15 protein-coding genes and 1 tRNA gene are annotated in these 16,621 nt (G+C 64.8%); 3 read left to right on the top strand and 13 right to left on the bottom strand.

Annotated elements, in window-relative coordinates:
- Positions 1–25 precede the first annotated feature (25 nt).
- The 4 genes from IPM60_08755 to IPM60_08740 form a co-directional block, all read right to left on the bottom strand.
- Positions 26–337, bottom strand: a complete 312-nt coding sequence (locus IPM60_08755) for a hypothetical protein (protein ID MBK8907982.1) — start codon at positions 335–337, stop codon at positions 26–28.
- Between the two features lie 33 nt (positions 338–370).
- A complete protein-coding gene (locus IPM60_08750) occupies positions 371–1,783 on the bottom strand; it encodes a dihydrolipoyl dehydrogenase (GenBank protein ID MBK8907981.1) in 1,413 nt (470 codons plus the stop codon).
- Between the two features lie 174 nt (positions 1,784–1,957).
- Positions 1,958–2,692: an RlmE family RNA methyltransferase gene (locus tag IPM60_08745; protein MBK8907980.1), complete on the bottom strand. Its 735-nt coding sequence runs from the start codon at positions 2,690–2,692 to the stop codon at positions 1,958–1,960.
- A 33-nt stretch (positions 2,693–2,725) separates the two neighbouring features.
- Entirely contained in the window at positions 2,726–3,670 is a 945-nt protein-coding gene (locus IPM60_08740; protein MBK8907979.1) for a Ppx/GppA family phosphatase, read from the bottom strand.
- A 359-nt stretch (positions 3,671–4,029) separates the two neighbouring features.
- Between IPM60_08740 and IPM60_08735 the strand changes: the two genes are divergently transcribed.
- Together IPM60_08735 and aqpZ are read left to right on the top strand one after the other, a co-directional pair.
- Positions 4,030–4,103 (top strand) — tRNA-Gln (locus IPM60_08735).
- A 165-nt stretch (positions 4,104–4,268) separates the two neighbouring features.
- Positions 4,269–5,006 (top strand): aquaporin Z, encoded by a 738-nt coding sequence (aqpZ, locus tag IPM60_08730; protein MBK8907978.1) that lies wholly within the window; start codon positions 4,269–4,271, stop codon positions 5,004–5,006.
- 27 nt (positions 5,007–5,033) lie between these two features.
- Here the strand turns inward: aqpZ and IPM60_08725 are convergent, their stop codons facing one another.
- The 3 genes from IPM60_08725 to IPM60_08715 form a co-directional block, all read right to left on the bottom strand.
- Positions 5,034–6,002 (bottom strand): endonuclease/exonuclease/phosphatase family protein, encoded by a 969-nt coding sequence (locus IPM60_08725; GenBank protein ID MBK8907977.1) that lies wholly within the window; start codon positions 6,000–6,002, stop codon positions 5,034–5,036.
- On the bottom strand, positions 5,999–7,942 hold the full coding sequence (locus IPM60_08720) for an AsmA family protein (GenBank protein ID MBK8907976.1): 1,944 nt from the start codon (positions 7,940–7,942) through the stop codon (positions 5,999–6,001). The genes IPM60_08725 and IPM60_08720 overlap by 4 nt, the downstream gene beginning before the upstream one ends.
- Before the next feature lie 142 nt (positions 7,943–8,084).
- A complete protein-coding gene (locus IPM60_08715) occupies positions 8,085–8,294 on the bottom strand; it encodes a cold-shock protein (GenBank protein ID MBK8907975.1) in 210 nt (69 codons plus the stop codon).
- Between the two features lie 467 nt (positions 8,295–8,761).
- Here IPM60_08715 and IPM60_08710 point away from each other — a divergent pair, with 467 nt between their 5' ends.
- On the top strand, positions 8,762–10,834 hold the full coding sequence (locus IPM60_08710) for a catalase (protein ID MBK8907974.1): 2,073 nt from the start codon (positions 8,762–8,764) through the stop codon (positions 10,832–10,834).
- Positions 10,835–10,999: 165 nt separating this feature from the next.
- Here IPM60_08710 and IPM60_08705 read toward each other — a convergent pair whose 3' ends face one another.
- The 6 genes from IPM60_08705 to htpG form a co-directional block, all read right to left on the bottom strand.
- Positions 11,000–11,467: a putative molybdenum carrier protein gene (locus IPM60_08705; protein MBK8907973.1), complete on the bottom strand. Its 468-nt coding sequence runs from the start codon at positions 11,465–11,467 to the stop codon at positions 11,000–11,002.
- 7 nt (positions 11,468–11,474) lie between these two features.
- The gene (locus IPM60_08700) at positions 11,475–12,278 is read right to left on the bottom strand and encodes a hypothetical protein (protein MBK8907972.1); all 804 of its coding nucleotides are present in this window, start codon (positions 12,276–12,278) and stop codon (positions 11,475–11,477) included.
- A 66-nt stretch (positions 12,279–12,344) separates the two neighbouring features.
- On the bottom strand, positions 12,345–12,842 hold the full coding sequence (locus IPM60_08695; GenBank protein MBK8907971.1) for a CarD family transcriptional regulator: 498 nt from the start codon (positions 12,840–12,842) through the stop codon (positions 12,345–12,347).
- Positions 12,843–13,138: 296 nt separating this feature from the next.
- Positions 13,139–13,474, bottom strand: a complete 336-nt coding sequence (locus IPM60_08690) for a ferredoxin family protein (GenBank protein MBK8907970.1) — start codon at positions 13,472–13,474, stop codon at positions 13,139–13,141.
- A 39-nt stretch (positions 13,475–13,513) separates the two neighbouring features.
- Positions 13,514–13,993 (bottom strand): TerB family tellurite resistance protein, encoded by a 480-nt coding sequence (locus tag IPM60_08685; protein ID MBK8907969.1) that lies wholly within the window; start codon positions 13,991–13,993, stop codon positions 13,514–13,516.
- Between the two features lie 724 nt (positions 13,994–14,717).
- Positions 14,718–16,616, bottom strand: a complete 1,899-nt coding sequence (gene htpG, locus IPM60_08680; protein MBK8907968.1) for a molecular chaperone HtpG — start codon at positions 16,614–16,616, stop codon at positions 14,718–14,720.
- Positions 16,617–16,621 lie beyond the last annotated feature (5 nt).

Here is a 16,621-nt window from a genome sequence, read left to right as displayed (position 1 = left end):
GTCGCGATCAACCGGGCGCTCGCGGTCATTGCCGCTTGGACGCGTCGCTGCCGGAGTCTCTGCCGGTGTCTCTGCCAGTGTCTCTGCCGGTCAGGCGCTTGATGCGCGCCGCCGCCTGTTCGTGAACGTCGTCGAATTTTGCCGCCGTTTCGGGATAACGCCGCCGCAGCCGCTCCAACTGCCGGCGCACCCAGGCGCTTTCCTGGGACAGGATCCCGAAGCCGATGGCGAGGAACAGAAAGCCCTGAAGGATCGGCAACACCAAGCCGACGACGCCGAAGGCGACGAACGCCCAGCCGATGCCGAGCTTCAGCCAGCGTTTGGTGCGGGCCTGCACGCGCGTCGCTACCGTTCCGGAAGTTAAGGCAAACTAGATGTGGATCGGGCGGCCGGCGACGGCCAGCGCCGCTTCCTTGACCGCCTCCGAGAGACCGGGGTGGCCGTGGGAGGAGCGCGCCACGTCTTCCGCCGAACCGCCGAACTCCATTGCCACCACCAGTTCCTGGATCAGGTCGCCGGCCTCCGGGCCAATGATATGGGCGCCGAGGATGCGGTCGGTCTCGGCGTCGGCGAGGATCTTGACGAAGCCGTCGCTGTCGGCATTGCAGCGGGCGCGAGAGTTGGCGGAGAACGGGAACTTTCCCGCCCGGTAGTCGATGCCGTCGGCCTTGAGTTGCTCCTCGGTGCGGCCGATCGAGGCCACTTCCGGCCACGTGTAGACGATGCCGGGGATGCACTCGTAGTTGACGTGCCCGGCCTCGCCGGCGATCAGCTCCATCACCGTAACCCCTTCCTCTTCGGCCTTGTGGGCCAGCATCTTGCCGCCGATCACGTCGCCGATGGCAAAGATGCCCGGCACGCTGGTCTGGAACTGGCGGTCGACCGGGATGAAGCCGCGCTCGTCCGTCTCGATGCCGACGGCGTCGAGACCGAGACCGTCGATGTAGGGCCGCCGCCCGACCGAAACCAGCACCACGTCGGCCTGGAGGGTCTCGGCCTCGCCGCCGCTGACCGGCTCGACCGTCAGTTCCACCGTGTCACCCGTGCGCCTCGCCGCCGTCACCTTTGTGCCGAGCTTGAACTGGATGCCTTGTTTCTTGAGGATCCGCAGCATCTGCCCGCCGATCTCGCCGTCCATCCCGGCCAGGATCTGGTCCAGGAACTCAATCACCGTGACCTCGGACCCCAGCCGCCGCCACACGGTGCCGAGCTCGAGCCCGATGTAGCCGCCGCCGACGACGACCAGCCGCTCCGGCACCGCGCCGAGCGCGAGAGCACCAGTGGACGAGACGATACGCTCCTCGTCGATGTCGATGCCCGGCAGGGCGGCGACGTCGGAGCCGGTGGCGATGACGATGTTCTCGGTCTTGACGGAGAACGTCTCGCCGCCGTCTGCGGGCGCGACCTCGACAGTGTCTTCGGCAGTGATTTTTCCGGCGCCGGACAGGTAATCGACCTTGTTTTTCTTGAACAGGAACTCGATCCCCTTGGTAAGGTCGCCGACCACCCCGTCCTTCCGCTTCATCATCGCGGCAAGATCAAGCTCGACACCGGCAACGGTGATCCCATGCCGGTCCAGGTCATGAACCGCCATTTCGTAATGGTGGGACGACTGCAGCAGCGCCTTGGACGGGATGCAGCCCACGTTGAGGCAGGTGCCGCCGAGGGCGCCGCGCTTCTCGACACAGGCGGTCTTGAGGCCCAGTTGCGCGGCGCGAATGGCGGCGACGTAGCCGCCCGGCCCGCCGCCGATGACAACCACGTCGTATGTCGTCTCAGTCATGCCTGGTGTCCCGTTTCGTGTTCTCGCAATGCTGCGAGCCCTGCGGGCGGAGAATAGTTCATGCCGGACCCAAAGGCGAGATGCGCCTGGGCTGTCGAGAGCACAAGCCAGGCAGCGCCGGGTGCGATCCCGGGCCGCGCGTCGCGACCGGGCGCGCCCGATGTTCGCTCGTTGTCATTCCGGCGGCGGATCCGGCGACAGATCCGTTGAAGACGGGGTTCGGCGGAAGCCGGTGGCGACCAGGTAGATTTCAGCCGATTCCGTTCGCGACGACTTAGGCTTGACGTGGCGGACACTGGTGAACGCGCGCTTGATGTCGGCGAGCAGAGCCGCTTCCGTGCCGCCCTGAAACATCTTGCAGACAAAGGCGCCGCCTGGCGCCAGCATCCGCGTCGCGCACCCGAACGCGTTCTCGGCGAGCGCCACGATGCGCAGGTGGTCGGCGCCGGCGTGGCCGATGGTCGCCGGCGCCATGTCGCTCAGCACCACATCGGCAGGCCCGCCGAGCGCCCCCGTCACGGCGCCGACCATGCCCTTATCGTCTTCGCCCACATCGGCCGTCAGAGACAGGGCGCCGGCGACCGGGTCCATGACGGCCCGATCGATGGCCACCACCCGGCCGCCGCGCGCCTTCCCCGCGCCGGTCCGGGCGACCGCCACCTGCGTCCATCCGCCCGGAGCAGCCCCCAGGTCGACGACGCGGAGCCCCGGCCGCAGCAACCGGAATCGATCGTCCAATTCCATCAACTTGAAGGCGGCGCGCGACCGGTAACCGGCGCGCCGCGCCTCGACCACATAGGGATCGGAAAGGTGCCGCTCCAGCCACCGCTTCGAGGACGGCTTGCGCTTCTTGGCGTGCGGCTTGTCGCCGCCGCGACCAGCGACCCGCGTGGACGTCTTCTTCGTCATTGGCTTCCCTGGAGGTGGCTCACGAGGCGCGGCTCACGGCGAGACCGCCGGCAGGTTGACGGGGGCGGCGCCATCGGCCGCCATCATCGTCATCAGCAAACCTTCGCGAATGCCGCGGTCCGCCACATGCAAACGGCCCACGCGCCAGCGCTTACACACCGCTTCCAGTATCGCGCAACCGGCGATGACGAGGTCGGCGCGGTGGGGCCCGATGCACGTGTTGGCGGCCCGTTCCTGCCAGGTGCTTGCGGCGAACCGCCTCGTCACCTCGGCGATGGCGTCAAAGCTGAGGCTGAGGCCGTCTACGCGCGCTCGCTCGTAGCGCGTGAGCCCCAAATAAGCTGCGGCGATGGTTGTGACTGTTCCGGACGTGCCTACCATCTGAACGCGCCCGCTGGATACCGCATCTTCGATGGCGTGTTCGGCTTCGAAAGGCGCCAGCATCTCGGCGATCGTAGACACCATCCGCTGATAGGTTTCCGCCGGCACTCTGTCGCCGCCATAGCGCTCTGCGAACGAAACCACCCCCACGGGCAGGGACACCACGCCCAGAAAGCGCAGTGCGCCCCTGCCCTCGCGAGCGATCCAACTCACTTCGGTGCTGCCGCCGCCGATGTCGAGCAGCAGGACCCGGGGGTAGGCGCGATCCAGAAGCGGCGCGCAGCCGCTCAAGGTCAGGCGCGCTTCTTCGGCGGCGGCGAGTGGCTCCAGGTCGAGGTTGGTCTCCCGCTTGACGCGGGCGACGAAGGCGGAAGCGTTGTCGGCGCGTCGGCAAGGCGCGGTTGCGATACAGCGCGCACGAACGATCTGCGCGCGGCGCATTCGCTGGGCACAGGCCCGGAGAGCGTCGATTGTTCGCTCAACCGCCGCATCGCCAAGCGATCCCCGCGCCTCCAGACCCTCGCCGAGCCGCACGGGCTTCGAGAACGAATTGATGACGCGAAAGCCGAGGCGTCGATCAGGACACGCCATCAACATCCGGCAGTTGTGGGTGCCGAGGTCGACGGCCGCGTAGACGGGTGCGCCGTTCCAACTCCGGCCATGCCGACTCCGGGGCGCGCTCGCTCCGCCAGTGGTGCGTAGCGCGCCATGCTCGGCGTTTCTCTGCACGGGCCTGCGCCTCCCAAGCGCGAGGGCGGCCGTTGCCGCGCCACCACCTGCGTCCGGGCTGCGAAAGCGTGTCTTTCGCAGCCACATCTATTCATACCCGGTCTCGCCGCCCAGCAAAAGCGCTACGCGCCTCAACGCAGGTGCAAAGGCACGAGCCTTGTGCTAGAACGCATCGCTTTTTCCGCAGGCCGCGATCAGGTCGCCAAAACGGCGCTGGCGGGCGGCATTGGGGTGTGGTGAAACGGTATCACGCTTGACTCTGGATCAAGTATTCCTGGTTCGAATCCAGGCACCCCAGCCAGTCAACTATCCGTGCTTAGACCAATTTTTGCAAACGAGCTTTTCAACAATAACGAGGTCGGTTAATACTCCGGGAGATAGGCTTTACGGCAACTATCGCCGAGCCTTGGCATCAGTTTGTTCTGAACGGACGGCGGCAAGCCGTCCATCATCAGGGGAACGGGACATGAGCGACGATTTGTTGCGGCGGGTCTCCGCCGAGTTTTTCGGCACATTCTGGCTCACGTTCGGGGGTTGCGGATCCGCCGTGCTGGCGGCAGCGTACCCCGAACTCGGCATCGGCTTCGTCGGCGTGTCTCTCGCGTTCGGGCTGACGGTGTTGACCATGGCCTACGCGGTTGGCCACGTCTCGGGTGGGCACTTCAATCCTGCGGTGACGGTCGGCCTGTGGTCGGCGGGAAGCTGCGCCAACCGGCACGTCCTGCCCTACATCGCAGCCCAGGTGATTGGCGCAATCGCCGCGGCGGCGGTGTTGTGGCTGATCGCCTCCGGCAAGGCGGACTGGGTGCCGGGCGGCTTTGCTGCGAACGGCTACGGCGATCTCAGCCCCGGCAAGTACGGACTCGGCGCGGCCTTGATCACCGAACTCCTGCTCACCTTTTTCTTCGTGTTCATTATCGTCGGCACCACGTCGAAGGGCGCCGCGGTGGGCTTTGCCGGCATCCCGATCGGCTTCGCCCTGGTGCTCATCCACCTGATCTCGATCCCGGTCACCAACACCTCGGTGAATCCGGCGCGCAGCACCGGGCCGGCCCTATTCGCGGGCGGCGAGTACATCGCCCAGCTCTGGCTGTTCTGGGCGGCGCCGCTGATCGGCGGCGCGATAGGCGGCCTTGTCGGCCGTTGGCTCCACGAACCCGCCAACGTCGTGGAAACTGCCATCGTCGAGACGCCGCACGGCTGAGGCTAGCCGGCACGCTCTGGTCGCCGTTCAAGGTTGCCGTCGCGAGACAAGCCGCAGGTCGGCGATGATGGGGTAGTGGTCGGAGCCGATGAAGGGGCCGCGGCGGAAGTCGTGCGACACCAGCGGGCCGCGGACGAGGACGTGGTCGATCGGCACCCGGGCGGGCCAGAAGCCCGCAGGCCAGGTCGCGATCCAGCCGTGACCTTCGGCGGCATTGCGCAAGCCGGCGGCAGCGATGAAGTCGCGGAAATGGGGGGACCATGGCGACGTGTTGAAATCGCCCGCGACGATCAGCGGTCGATCGCGGTCTTCGACGACGTCAGCAATGTGATCAAGCTGGCGGTTGCGGCGTCGGCTGTCGGTGGCGTCGGACGGTGACGGCGACGGCGGATGCACCCCGCTCACCACCACCGGCGTGGATCCCACGTCGATCTCCGCTTCCAGGTACGGCCTCCGCCCGCCTTCCGGTTTGACCAGTCGATGGTTCGTCACCGGGTAGCGGCTGAACATGCGCACCGGATCCCGCTCCCGCCCTTGGCCCGGCGCGCCGTAGGGATAGAGGACGGCGAGGTCTGCAAGGACGCCGTCCCAGCGCTCGGACCCGACCTCCACCAGCACGACCACATCGGCGTCCGCTCCACGCACGAAGGCCAGCACCTGGTCCGGCGTCGGATTGGAGCCCAATACGTTGGCGCTGATGATCCTGAGCGGCTCGCCCGCGACGACGGTCTCTTCCGGCCCGCCGATCCACAGGTCCTTGATCGCCCAACCGTGAACCAGGGCCACGATCGCCAACAGCGCCGCGGACCGGTAGGCTCCGAGCGCCACGGCTGCAACGCCGAACGCCACCGCAGCCACGACATACTGCAAGCGGAAATGCGTGAAGAGATCGAACGCCCACCACAGGCGCGCCGAGAAGACGGCGGCAGTGATCGCGACAAGTGCGGCCGCCCCTAGCACGACCACCAGCTTCAGAACGTCGCCGGCCGACGTCAATTTTCCTGGCCCGTCTTGAACTGCCCCTCCAGCGCGCCGCTGACCAGCTTGTCGCAGTCGATATCCTGTTGATCACCCGTCTCGAAGAACGGCAACGGGTCGATGCCGCCGATGGCGATGGAGGGATCCGAGAACGATCCCGACAGGCTCACCGGGGCGGCGACGTCGATCAGGCTGAAGTCCTTGGCGCGGGCCTCGATCTGCATGTTGAAGGTTTGGGCGGCCGGCCGGATATTGCCTTGCGCGACGAGCAGCGAATCGGTGGTGTCGACCACCGCTTCGTTGATGTTGACGGTGCCCTCCTGCACGTCGAGCTTGATGCGCCCGCAGCGGATCGGGACGCGTGCATCCTCGCCGACCACCAGGGCCAAGGCCTCCGCCACGTCGAGGCCGGCGGCTTCGATGATCAAGCCGCTGATCGACCCGTCGCGCATGGCGACGGCGCCCTCGCCGCGGGCCGTCTCCATCATTTCCTTCGGCGTCTGGCCGACGCCGAGGACATAGATCGATCCCGAGAACCGACCGCCCATCTCCTGCACGAACCGGGTGTCCTTGAAGAACGGCTTGATGTCGAGGTTCTCGAACCGCAGCGCGGCATCCGCCGAGGGCACCTCCTGCCGCGCATTGAGGGCGATCTCGCCGGAAACCGTGCCGTCCGCCAACGCGAAGCTCAGCGGCCGCGCCTCCGCTCGGCCGTTGTCGACCTGGACACGGAACTCCACCCGGTCGAGCGGCAGGTTCGGCGCGATGACCTCGGTGCCCTTGAAGCTGACGTCCATGTTCATGGCGTCGAGGCGGTCCGCGGCGATGGGCGCGTTCGGAAACTGCTCCTCCTCCGGCTTCGGCGCATCGCTCGGGTCTGCGCCGACCAGCCCGGCAAGATCCGCGAAATCGAGCTTCTTCGAGACGAGGTCACCGTTCAGGAGCGGTGGCGTCTGCCCCTGGTCGAGCGACAGCGAGCCGGCCAGATCACTGTCGCCGACCTTGCCTTCGAAGCTCTGGAAGCGCCAAGTCTCGCCTTCCCGCGCCAGGTCGCCCGCGAGGCTGTAGGGCGGCGTATCCGGAAGCGGAATCTGAAAGATTGGGAAGACGTCCGCAAGGGTCGGGCCTTCCACCGCGAAGCTGATGTCGAGACCGGCGAGTTGAACGGGATCAGTAATGGTCCCGTCGGCCCGGACACGGGTTTGCCCGAAGCGGAGATCGACGTCGACCGGGTACGGCTTTTCCGTTTCTCGCAGTTGCAGAACAGATCCGCCGACGAATGTCAGCTCCAGCGGGCGGTTCTCGAGGGTGCCGTCGAGGCTGAGGTTGAGAGCGTCTTCACCGGCGGCGTCGGCCTTGGCCGTCTCGATCTTGCCTTGCAGGTCGAGGTCACGGGTCGGGTCGCGGTAGCTGAGCTTGCCATCCTCGATGATCAGCCGCCCGATCAGTGGCACTTCGCTGCGTTCGTCGGGCTCCACCGCCTCGCCGGCCGTCTCCGCCCCGTCGCCGACATTCCAGTTGGTCTGCCCTTCGGCGTTCGTCTCCAAGGCGATCACCGGCCGGGTCAGCACGATTTCCGGAATCTCCATCTGCCCCTTGATCAACGGCCAGACGCGGATCGAAACGCTGCCTTCCTCCAGGGCAAACAGAGCGTCGCTGCTGCCCCAGTCGGTGTTGGCCACCTCGACGTCGGCGAGGTGCGCGGTTGTCGTCCATCCCGGATCGATATCGAGAGACCCGATCCGCACCTCCCGGCCTATTGCGGCGCTGGCGGCGGATTCGGCCTTATCCGTCCAATCGATGGTTAGGACGGCGACCACCACCCCCGCCACCAGGAGGACCAGAATGCCCGCAATCCAAAGCAGAATACGACGCACCCACATCCCCTTCGTGCCCTGTTGCGCAGGCGCGCGCGGCGCCGTCTCGACAACGCCGCCGGCGCCGTCCGGTTCCGACACCACACCGTCGACGCAAGAGCGCAGGCAACCGCGACCTGCAGCAACAGGCTTCTAGGGGAGATCCGGACACCGCTCCACCACCAGGACTGGCGGCAACGTCCGGGAAATGAGGGCGCCGGGGATGGATCCCGGCGCCCGATCGTCAATCAATGACGACGAGATTTTCAGCAGCCGACTTACCGTTGCGCCCCGGCACCAGCTCGTATTCCACCTTTTGACCTTCGTTCAAGGTCGTCAGACCCGCGCGCTCCACCGCGGAGATGTGTACGAATGCGTCCTTCGTCCCGTTGTCGGGTGCGATGAACCCATAGCCCTTCGTGGCATTGAACCACTTCACTGTTCCCGTAGCCATAACAACTCCTTGTAACGCCGAAACTTGAAACAGGTGCTGAATGAAAAACGCAGCACCGCTCACCGAGGCCACGCGATTTGCGCGAGCAACCAGGATGACCGAGAGAACGGCTCGCTAGCGCGCCGCCAAGATCCGCCACCCTCGCTGCTCAGATAGACAAATTGGCGTTTTTGCGCAAGAGGCTCGATGCGGCCTGTACATGCTTGGCAAGGATAGGCTGCCGGCGGCGGATCGGCGCAGCATCTGAAGGTGCCGCTGCTCGCGAAACCGCATCCGATGCGCTCCTCTGCGCCGGCGCGGACCGCCGGCGAGATTTCGTTGGCCTGAGACAGGAACTTTTGAACGATTCTAGCATTACACCTGCTTCAGGATATCCTGACGACTTCAACACAGGAGCGAGCACCAAAATGGGATCCCGGGATAGGAACGCACAGGCGACGGCCGGCGAAGGTCGGGCGACCGTAAAGATGGTCGATCAGGAGGTTCAACGCGGTCATGGCGGAGAACTTCATCAGGACGCTTCAGCGAGCGGCGAGGTGTTGACGACTAATCAGGGCATTCCGGTCTCCGACGACCAGAACTCCTTGAAGGTTGGCGAGCTAGGGCCGACGCTTCTTGAAGACTTTCATTTTCGCGAGAAGGTGTTCCACTTCGATCACGAACGCATTCCCGAGCGGGTGGTGCATGCACGCGGCTACGGAGCCCACGGCACCTTCGAGGCTACGGAAGATCTGTCCGCGTTGACCAAGGCCAAGGTCTTCCAGAAGGGCGAGAAGACCGAGGTCTTCGTCCGCTTCTCGACAGTCGCCGGCAACAAGGGCTCGTTCGATCTGGCTCGGGACGTACGCGGTTTCGCGGTCAAGTTCTACACGAAAGAAGGCAACTGGGATCTTGTCGGCAACAATATCCCGGTGTTCTTCATTCAAGACGCCATCAAGTTCCCGGACCTGATCCACGCCGCCAAGGAGGCGCCCGATCGCGCCTTCCCGCAGGCGCAGACAGCCCACGACAACTTCTGGGACTTCATCTCGCTGACGCCGGAAAGCCTGCACATGGTCATGTGGATCATGTCCGACCGCGCGATTCCGCGCTCGTTCCGGTTCATGGAGGGCTTCGGAGTTCACACCTTCCGCTTCGTCAACGACGCCGGCGAGTCGACTTTCGTCAAGTTCCACTGGAAACCGAAGCAGGGTCTTCAGTCGGTGGTGTGGAACGAGGCGGTGAAGATCAACGGCGCCGACCCCGATTTCCACCGCCGCGATCTCTGGGACGCAATCAATGCCGGCGACTACCCGGAGTGGGAACTGGGCGTTCAGTTGTTCAATGAGGAGTTCGCAAACCGTTTTGCCTTCGACGTACTCGACGCCACCAAGATCATCCCAGAAGAGATGGTTCCGGTGCGCATCGTCGGCCGCATGGTCCTCGACCGTCCCGTCGACAACTTCTTCGCCGAGACCGAGCAAGTGGCGTTCTGCACGCAGAACATCGTGCCAGGCATCGACTTCAGCAACGACCCGCTGCTGCAGGGGCGCAACTTCTCCTACCTCGACACCCAGTTGAAGCGCCTCGGCAGCCCGAACTTCCACCAGATCCCGGTCAACCAGCCGCGCGGCTGCCCCTACCACAACTTCCAGCGTGACGGCCACATGCAGATGGACGTGCCCAAGGGCCGCGCCAACTACCAACCCAACTCATGGGAGGAGGGGCCGAGGCAGTCGCAGACCAAGGGCTTCCGCAGTTATCCGGCTCAGGAAAGCGGCCCCAAGCTCCGCATTCGCGCGGAGAGCTTTGCCGACCACTACAGCCAGGCGCGTCAGTTCTACATCAGCCAGACCGAGGTGGAGCAGGGGCATATCGCCGAAGCGCTGACCTTCGAGCTGTCCAAGTGCGAGGCCTTGCCGATCCGCAAGCGCATGGTAGCCCACCTTCGCAACATCGATGAAGGCTTGGCCGGCAAGGTCACCAAGGGGCTCGGCCTGAAGGATGTGCCGGAGCCGGCGCCGGCGGCCGTCGCCACCCGCACCGATCTGCCGGCGTCCCCGGCGCTCAGCATCATCCTGAACGGCCCCAAGTCGTTCACCGGGCGGAAGGTCGGGGCCTTGGTGTCCGATGGCGTCGACGCCTCGATCCTGAAGGCGCTGCGGAAGGCGCTGAAGAGCGAAGGGGCGATGCTCAAGATCGTGGCGCCGACCGTCGGCGGCGTCGAAGCCAGCGACGGCACCTGGATCGAGGGCGACGAAAAGGTCGACGGCGGCCCGTCGGTGCTGTTCGACGCCGTTGTCCTGCTGCCCTCTGCGGCACAGGCAGCGGTGCTGGCTGACATGCCGCCGGTCCGCGATTTCGTCGCCGATGCCTTCGCGCACCGCAAGTTCATCGGGTGCGGCGCCCACGCCGATCCGCTGTTGAAGAAAGCCGGGGTCCTCGACGCGAAAGACGGCGGTTTCGTTGATCTAGGCACCGCGGACGACGCCGGCGTATTCGTCACCGCCTGCCGCAAGCTGCGCTTCTGGCAGCGTGAAAACGCTGTCAAGTCGGTGTAGGTCCAGTGGGTCCGATCATCCGCAGACGCAAGCTGGCGGACGAGCACGGTCGGCGTTGACGAAGCCGACGTCAGCCCCTGCTCCGCCGCACCGGGCGAACGCTCAGCATCAAGATCCGACCCGAAAGGTGGGGGGCCGGTTCGTGAGGATGTCTCGGGTCGGGCGCTACCTCGCGGCCTCGTCGAGCAGACCGCGCAGGAACGCCGTCGCCGCTGCGTAGATGCCGGGGCAGCCGCTCTCGCGGGGGCCGGCGACGTTGAGGACTTTGACGCCGGTGTCGTCAAGCCAGCGCCCAACAGCCTCGGGGTGGGGTTCGACGTCGAGGTCGACCACCCGGCAGGGGCGCAGGAGCTTCTGGGCGATGGCGATGGTGAGAGCGGTGCCGCCGCCGGTGGGCGTACCCCGCGTGAGGATCAGGGTGGCGTCGGCGTCGCGGATGTTGAGCCGGGTGCGCACGTCGTACTTCCAGCTCGCAGCCTCCTGCAGCGGGTAGGTCGACGGGATGCGTCCGTCCTCGGCGCGCCGTCCCCGCGGAACCCAGCCGCCGCACGGGATGCCTAGCTGGAGTGCTACGTCCAGCGCGGCGCGGTCGACGCCGGTTTGCCCGCCTGAAACAATCTTGATGACCGGCATGTCGCGCTCACGCTTCGAGCGACTCGAGTGCCCGCCCTTCAGCGTCGAAGCACACGGCATGGAGGCGGCCGCCGAAGCCGCAGCCCCCGTCGATGGAAGACACGTGGCTCTTGAACCACGCTCCCTTGTGGCGATAGTCGAAGCCGCGCACCACCATCTGAAAATCGCTGTACGGCTGGTCGATGTCGTCGAAGTCGCGCCCGCCCCACCAGAAGGTGTCCGTCTGTTCCGACAGCGGCCGGGACGCATCGACCCCGGCGCTGACGAACAACAGCGCCTGATCCGCGGTGAACGCCGCCCGCCGCAGCGCGTTTATCAGCCGGTCATGGCCGTCCCATTGCCGCATGGTGGCGCGCAGCCGGTTGGTCCAGGACGACAAAGCCACGGCGCCCATCGCCGCGGCGCGGCGGCCTTCCTCGATGTTGCCGCCGTAGGCTTCGAGGGTCGGGCCGACCCCGTGCCCCAGCATCCATTCCAGCACTTCTCGAGGATTGGGGGCGAACTGCACCTGCAGCAGCTTGTGCCACATTTCCTCCTGGCGGCCGCGCAAGTATACGATGGACCCCGCGCCGTCGAACGTCTGCTTGGCCAGCAAAGCGCGTCGCAGCAGCAGCAATTCCTGCACCGTCGCCGCCACCGCGCCACCGCATCCGAGGAAATTGCCGAGGTAGAGGAGGTTGTCTTCCGGCTTGATGCGTTCGGCCACGGCCTGGTGCAACGTCCGAAGACGCTCGACTTCGCCGTGGATCGAGCCCACCGCCCAGTTGCGACGGCCGGCGGGCAGAATCTCGAAGATTGTCTGCCCGCTCACGCCGGATACTCCAGTCGCATTTCCCGCTGTGGACGCGATGACCTCCCAATCTTCGCAGCCGCGGGACTAGGCCGCGGTCAGAAGTTCGGAAAGCTTTTCGGTTGCCTGCTCCTTGTCGATGCTCTCCAGGGCCGCCAATTCGGAGACGAGGCGGTCGAACGCCGCCTCGTAGATTTGGCGTTCGCTGAACGATTGATCCGGCTGACCGACATTGGGATGAAGGTCGCGCACGACCTCGGCGATCGACACCGGATTGCCAGAGTTGATCTTGGCTTCGTATTCCTGGGCGCGCCTACTCCACATGGTCCGCTTGACTCGCGCCCGCCCCTTCAGGGTGCTGAGGGCGTTGTCCATAACCTTCCGCGTGCTCAGCTTTCTAAGGCCGGCACTCTCCGCCTTGTCGACGGGAACCCGCAACGTCATGCGATCGCGTTCGAACGAAATAACGAACAATTCTAGGCTGATGCCCGCAATCTCTCGCATCTCCGTACACATGACTTGCCCCACCCCATGCGTCGGGTAAACCACGAAGTCCCCAGGACTAAACACCAACTCGTTGAGCATCGTTTCCTTCTCTCTCTCCACCACCACATTCAAAATGCAGCGCCGTTTTGCACAATCATTTTGTTCTCTCCGCATCATTCACGGAGAGCTTTTCGACATTGACACGCGCTAGTTTTGCGGCTGTCACCCCTGCCGGCAACGACCTGCGACGACTGGCCCGAACGACCAAGGCAATAGCTACCAAGGCAAGTACGTTTGTTTTTCGAGATAAAATGTAACATGTTTGCAGCGCAAAGGACACCCCTTTGCACATGCACTCTCCGCGGACCACATGCGCGGCCCGGAGGTTGCGAAGCTCAGGTGCCGGCGCCCGGACTCGGGCTCAACATGGCTTCCTTGCCTTCCTTGCCGTTCCACTCATCCGCATCGGCTGGCGCATCCCCTTTGCGGGTGATGTTGGGCCACGCCAGCGAGAACTTCGCGTTGATCTCGAGCCAGTGCTCGACTCCCGGTTCCGTATCCGGAACGATCGCTTCGGCCGGACACTCCGGTTCGCACACGCCGCAATCGATGCATTCGTCGGGATGGATGACGAGCATGTTCTCGCCCTCGTAAAAGCAATCCACCGGGCAGACCTCGACGCAATCCATGAACTTGCAGCGAATGCAGTTTTCAAGAACGACGTAAGTCATGGTCTTCTCCGCTGTTGACCGCCATGAGCGCACCCGGCATCAGGCTGGAGGCCCTGCGTCGATGCCGCTCCGTCTGAGAACCCGCTTGCGTGCCGCCCCGCTTTCCTGATCCGACACGTAGATCAGGCCCGCGACGCGGCGCACCAAATTCGCCTCGAAGTCATGAAGGTCGCCGTCGGCGTAAGCAACCTCCCACAACATCTCTATGATCTTGACACGTTCGTCGCGTTCCAGCCTGTCCTTGATAATTCTGCTGAAGCCGTAAAGCTGCACCGAGTCGCCCGCCGAAGCTTGCGCCATTCGGATCAACTCGTCTGCGTCAGCCGCATCGAGGCCAAAATGATCCTGCAACGCCGAAAGGATGGCTTCGCGCTCGCTTTCCTGAAAATCGCCGTCAAGACCGGCCGCCTCTACCATCAAGGCGGCTGCGGCGCAGTGCAACTCGTCCCACGAGATGTCTTGCGGCCGGACTTCGGCAGTGCCGGGATCGGCGAACAGAGCCTTCAGACGTTCAAGCATGGATCCTCGTATCACACCCCTTGATCTGCCTCAACCGCAAGTTCCATGCGGACTTGAACCGGATAGATAACGTGTTTCCCGCGCAGCTCAGATTACGTGTTGGCGACAGCGTCCAGAGCTTGAATTTCATCGTCGGATAATGTATCGTACCTGAATGGGGCGTCCAACTTGAGAGGTGTTCAGTCGAACCCGCCGAAATGCCGCAATGATCGCCAGAAGCAGCGCTGCCAAGCGGGTGTCGTTTGAAGTATGGACTGGCGGTGGATCAAATATAAGGCGTGCAGAAGGGCATGGGAACATGCCGAACGACTTAAGAAAGCACCTTTCCGAAGCACATGGCCACGGTCGAGACAGTCCGGGCCAGGGAGGAAATCATGCTTGGGATGGTCACAGGTTCTGGCGTAGGTCGAACGCCATATTCCGCACGTGGAGGAACCTCCGCGCGTCAGCTTCGTACGAGTGAGCCGTTCGCGAACGGCGGCGAGCCTCGGCTCGAGGATCTCCTTTCCGATCCCGTTACACAGGCGATCATGCGCTGTGACAACGTGAGCGCCGGCGCCTTGCAGCTACTGGTGCGCGAAGCGCGCGCGGTCCTCAAAACACGCACTGAGCATTAGCGCACCACCCGCTTGACCGGGAGCGCCGGTTAGGCGAGCGGCGTGCTCGACCGACGTGCTTTGGACGCGGAAACGTCGCGCCGGCAGTGATCCCGAGGAGCGGAAGTTCACGCGCCGGCCATCAGCCCCTTCTCCATCACCGACGCCAGACGGCGGGAGAACTGGACCACGTCGCCGACCGGTTCGCCCTCGACGATGCGCGCCTGATCCAAGAGCAGGTGCGCGGCGTCGGCAAGATCCGACTGCGCGCCGTCGCCCTTTCCGGCCAACGCCGATAAGTGCCTGATGAGGGAATGGCGTGGGTTGATTTCCAGGATGCGCCCCGAGACCAGCCCGGCGTCCAAGTGCCGGTGCTGGCGCAACAGCTTTTCCAGGTGCATATCCATGTCGCCCTCGGCAGCGACCAGACAAACGGCGCTCTCGGTGAGTCGCTCCGAAACGCGCACGTCCTTGACTCGCCCGTCCAGCGCGGACTTGAGCGCGGCGACGAGGCCATCCATCCCCTCCGCTACACCCTCAGGCCCATCACCTGGCGCGGCTTCGCTCTCGGCCGCAGCGATCTTGCCAAGCTCCGCACCGGCGCTGGCGGCGGACTTGAAGGGCTTGTCCTTGTACTTGCCGATGCCGGGGATCCAGAACTCGTCGATCGGGTCGGTCAACAACAGAACCTCGACGCCTCTCGCCTTGAAGCCTTCGAGCTGCGGGCTGCGCCGCACCGTCTCGACCTCGTCGCCGGTCATGTAATAGATGACGTCCTGCCCATCCTTCATGCGGCCGACGTAGGTATCGAGGGACACGAGACCGTCCCCGGCAGTGGACCGGAAGCGGGTGAGCGGCAGGATGCGATCGCGGTTCTCGAAGTCCTCGTAGATGCCTTCCTTCAGCACCGCGCCGAACGCGTTCCAGAAGGTCTCGTAAGACTCCGGCTCCGCCTCGGCCTTCTTGCCCAGTTCGTCGAGCACCCGCTTAACGAGGCCGGAGCGCATCTTGGCGAGGCGCGGGTCGTGCTGGAAGGTCTCGCGGCTGATGTTGAGGGGCAGGTCCTCGGAATCGACCACTCCCCGCAGGAACCGCAGGTACGGCGGCAGCAATCCTTCGCAGTCGTCGGTTATGAACACCCGCTTGACGTAGAGCTTGACGTGACCCTTGCGCTCCGGGTTGAACAGATCGAATGGCGCCGCCGACGGCACGAACAGCAGGCTCGTGTAGCTGATGACGGCGCCTTCGACCTTGTTATGCAAGGTCAGCCACGGCTCGTCGAAGGTGTGGCCGACGTGGTGGTAGAATTCCTTGTACTGCTCCGGCGTGATGTCCTGTTTCGGGCGTGTCCAGAGAGACGACGCAGCGTTTATGGGCTCGGCCGCCTCGCCGGGCGTTCCGGGACCAAGGAGGATCGGGAAGCCGATGTGGTCCGAGTACGTCTTGACGACGTGGCGAAGGCGGAACTCCTCCAGGAACTCGGACTCGTCAGGCTTGAGATGCAGGATCACGTTGGTGCCGCGGCCGTCGCGCTCCGCCTCGTCGATGGTGAACGATCCCTTGCCGTCGGACGCCCAACGCCACGCCTTGTCCTCGCCGGCGCGCCGCGTGATCACCTCGATCCTGTCGGCGACCATGAACGCCGAATAGAAGCCGACGCCGAACTGCCCGATCAGCGCCACATCCTTCCTCGCGTCCCCCGTCAGTCCCGATGCGAACGCCTGGGTCCCCGAGCGAGCGATGGTGCCGAGGTTGTCGAGCAGTTCCTGGCGGTTCATGCCGATGCCGTTGTCGGCGACGGTAAGGGTGCGCGCGTCCTTCTCCGCGATGAGGCGGATCTTGAACTCGGCGTCGCCGGCGGCGAGTTCCGGCTCGGTGATCGCGGCGTAGCGCAACCGGTCGCAGGCGTCGGAGGCGTTGGAGATCAATTCGCGAAGGAAGATCTCCTTATGGGTGTAGAGCGAATGGGCGACGATATCGAGAAGCCGGTTGACTTCCGTCTGAAAGGTGAAGGTTTCCTCGGTCATGCGTG

It is taken from the genome of Rhodospirillales bacterium, from assembly GCA_016710335.1.
Taxonomy (GTDB): domain Bacteria; phylum Pseudomonadota; class Alphaproteobacteria; order Rhodospirillales; family Defluviicoccaceae; genus JADJXQ01.
The sequence above is the reverse complement of the archived record's forward strand: the minus strand, read 5'-3'. Positions and strand labels throughout refer to the sequence as shown.

Bases quoted from the DNA above. Each gene is read 5' to 3' on its own strand.
- IPM60_08750 (MBK8907981.1), bottom strand. From the start codon at position 1,783: ATGACTGAGACGACATACGACGTGGTTGTCATCGGCGGCGGGCCGGGC.
- IPM60_08745 (MBK8907980.1), bottom strand. From the start codon at position 2,692: ATGACGAAGAAGACGTCCACGCGGGTCGCTGGTCGCGGCGGCGACAAG.
- IPM60_08740 (MBK8907979.1), bottom strand. From the start codon at position 3,670: ATGTTGATGGCGTGTCCTGATCGACGCCTCGGCTTTCGCGTCATCAAT.
- aqpZ (MBK8907978.1), top strand. From the start codon at position 4,269: ATGAGCGACGATTTGTTGCGGCGGGTCTCCGCCGAGTTTTTCGGCACA.
- IPM60_08715 (MBK8907975.1), bottom strand. From the start codon at position 8,294: ATGGCTACGGGAACAGTGAAGTGGTTCAATGCCACGAAGGGCTATGGG.
- IPM60_08710 (MBK8907974.1), top strand. From the start codon at position 8,762: ATGGTCGATCAGGAGGTTCAACGCGGTCATGGCGGAGAACTTCATCAG.
- IPM60_08705 (MBK8907973.1), bottom strand. From the start codon at position 11,467: ATGCCGGTCATCAAGATTGTTTCAGGCGGGCAAACCGGCGTCGACCGC.
- IPM60_08695 (MBK8907971.1), bottom strand. From the start codon at position 12,842: ATGCTCAACGAGTTGGTGTTTAGTCCTGGGGACTTCGTGGTTTACCCG.
- IPM60_08690 (MBK8907970.1), bottom strand. From the start codon at position 13,474: ATGACTTACGTCGTTCTTGAAAACTGCATTCGCTGCAAGTTCATGGAT.
- IPM60_08685 (MBK8907969.1), bottom strand. From the start codon at position 13,993: ATGCTTGAACGTCTGAAGGCTCTGTTCGCCGATCCCGGCACTGCCGAA.
- htpG (MBK8907968.1), bottom strand. From the start codon at position 16,616: ATGACCGAGGAAACCTTCACCTTTCAGACGGAAGTCAACCGGCTTCTC.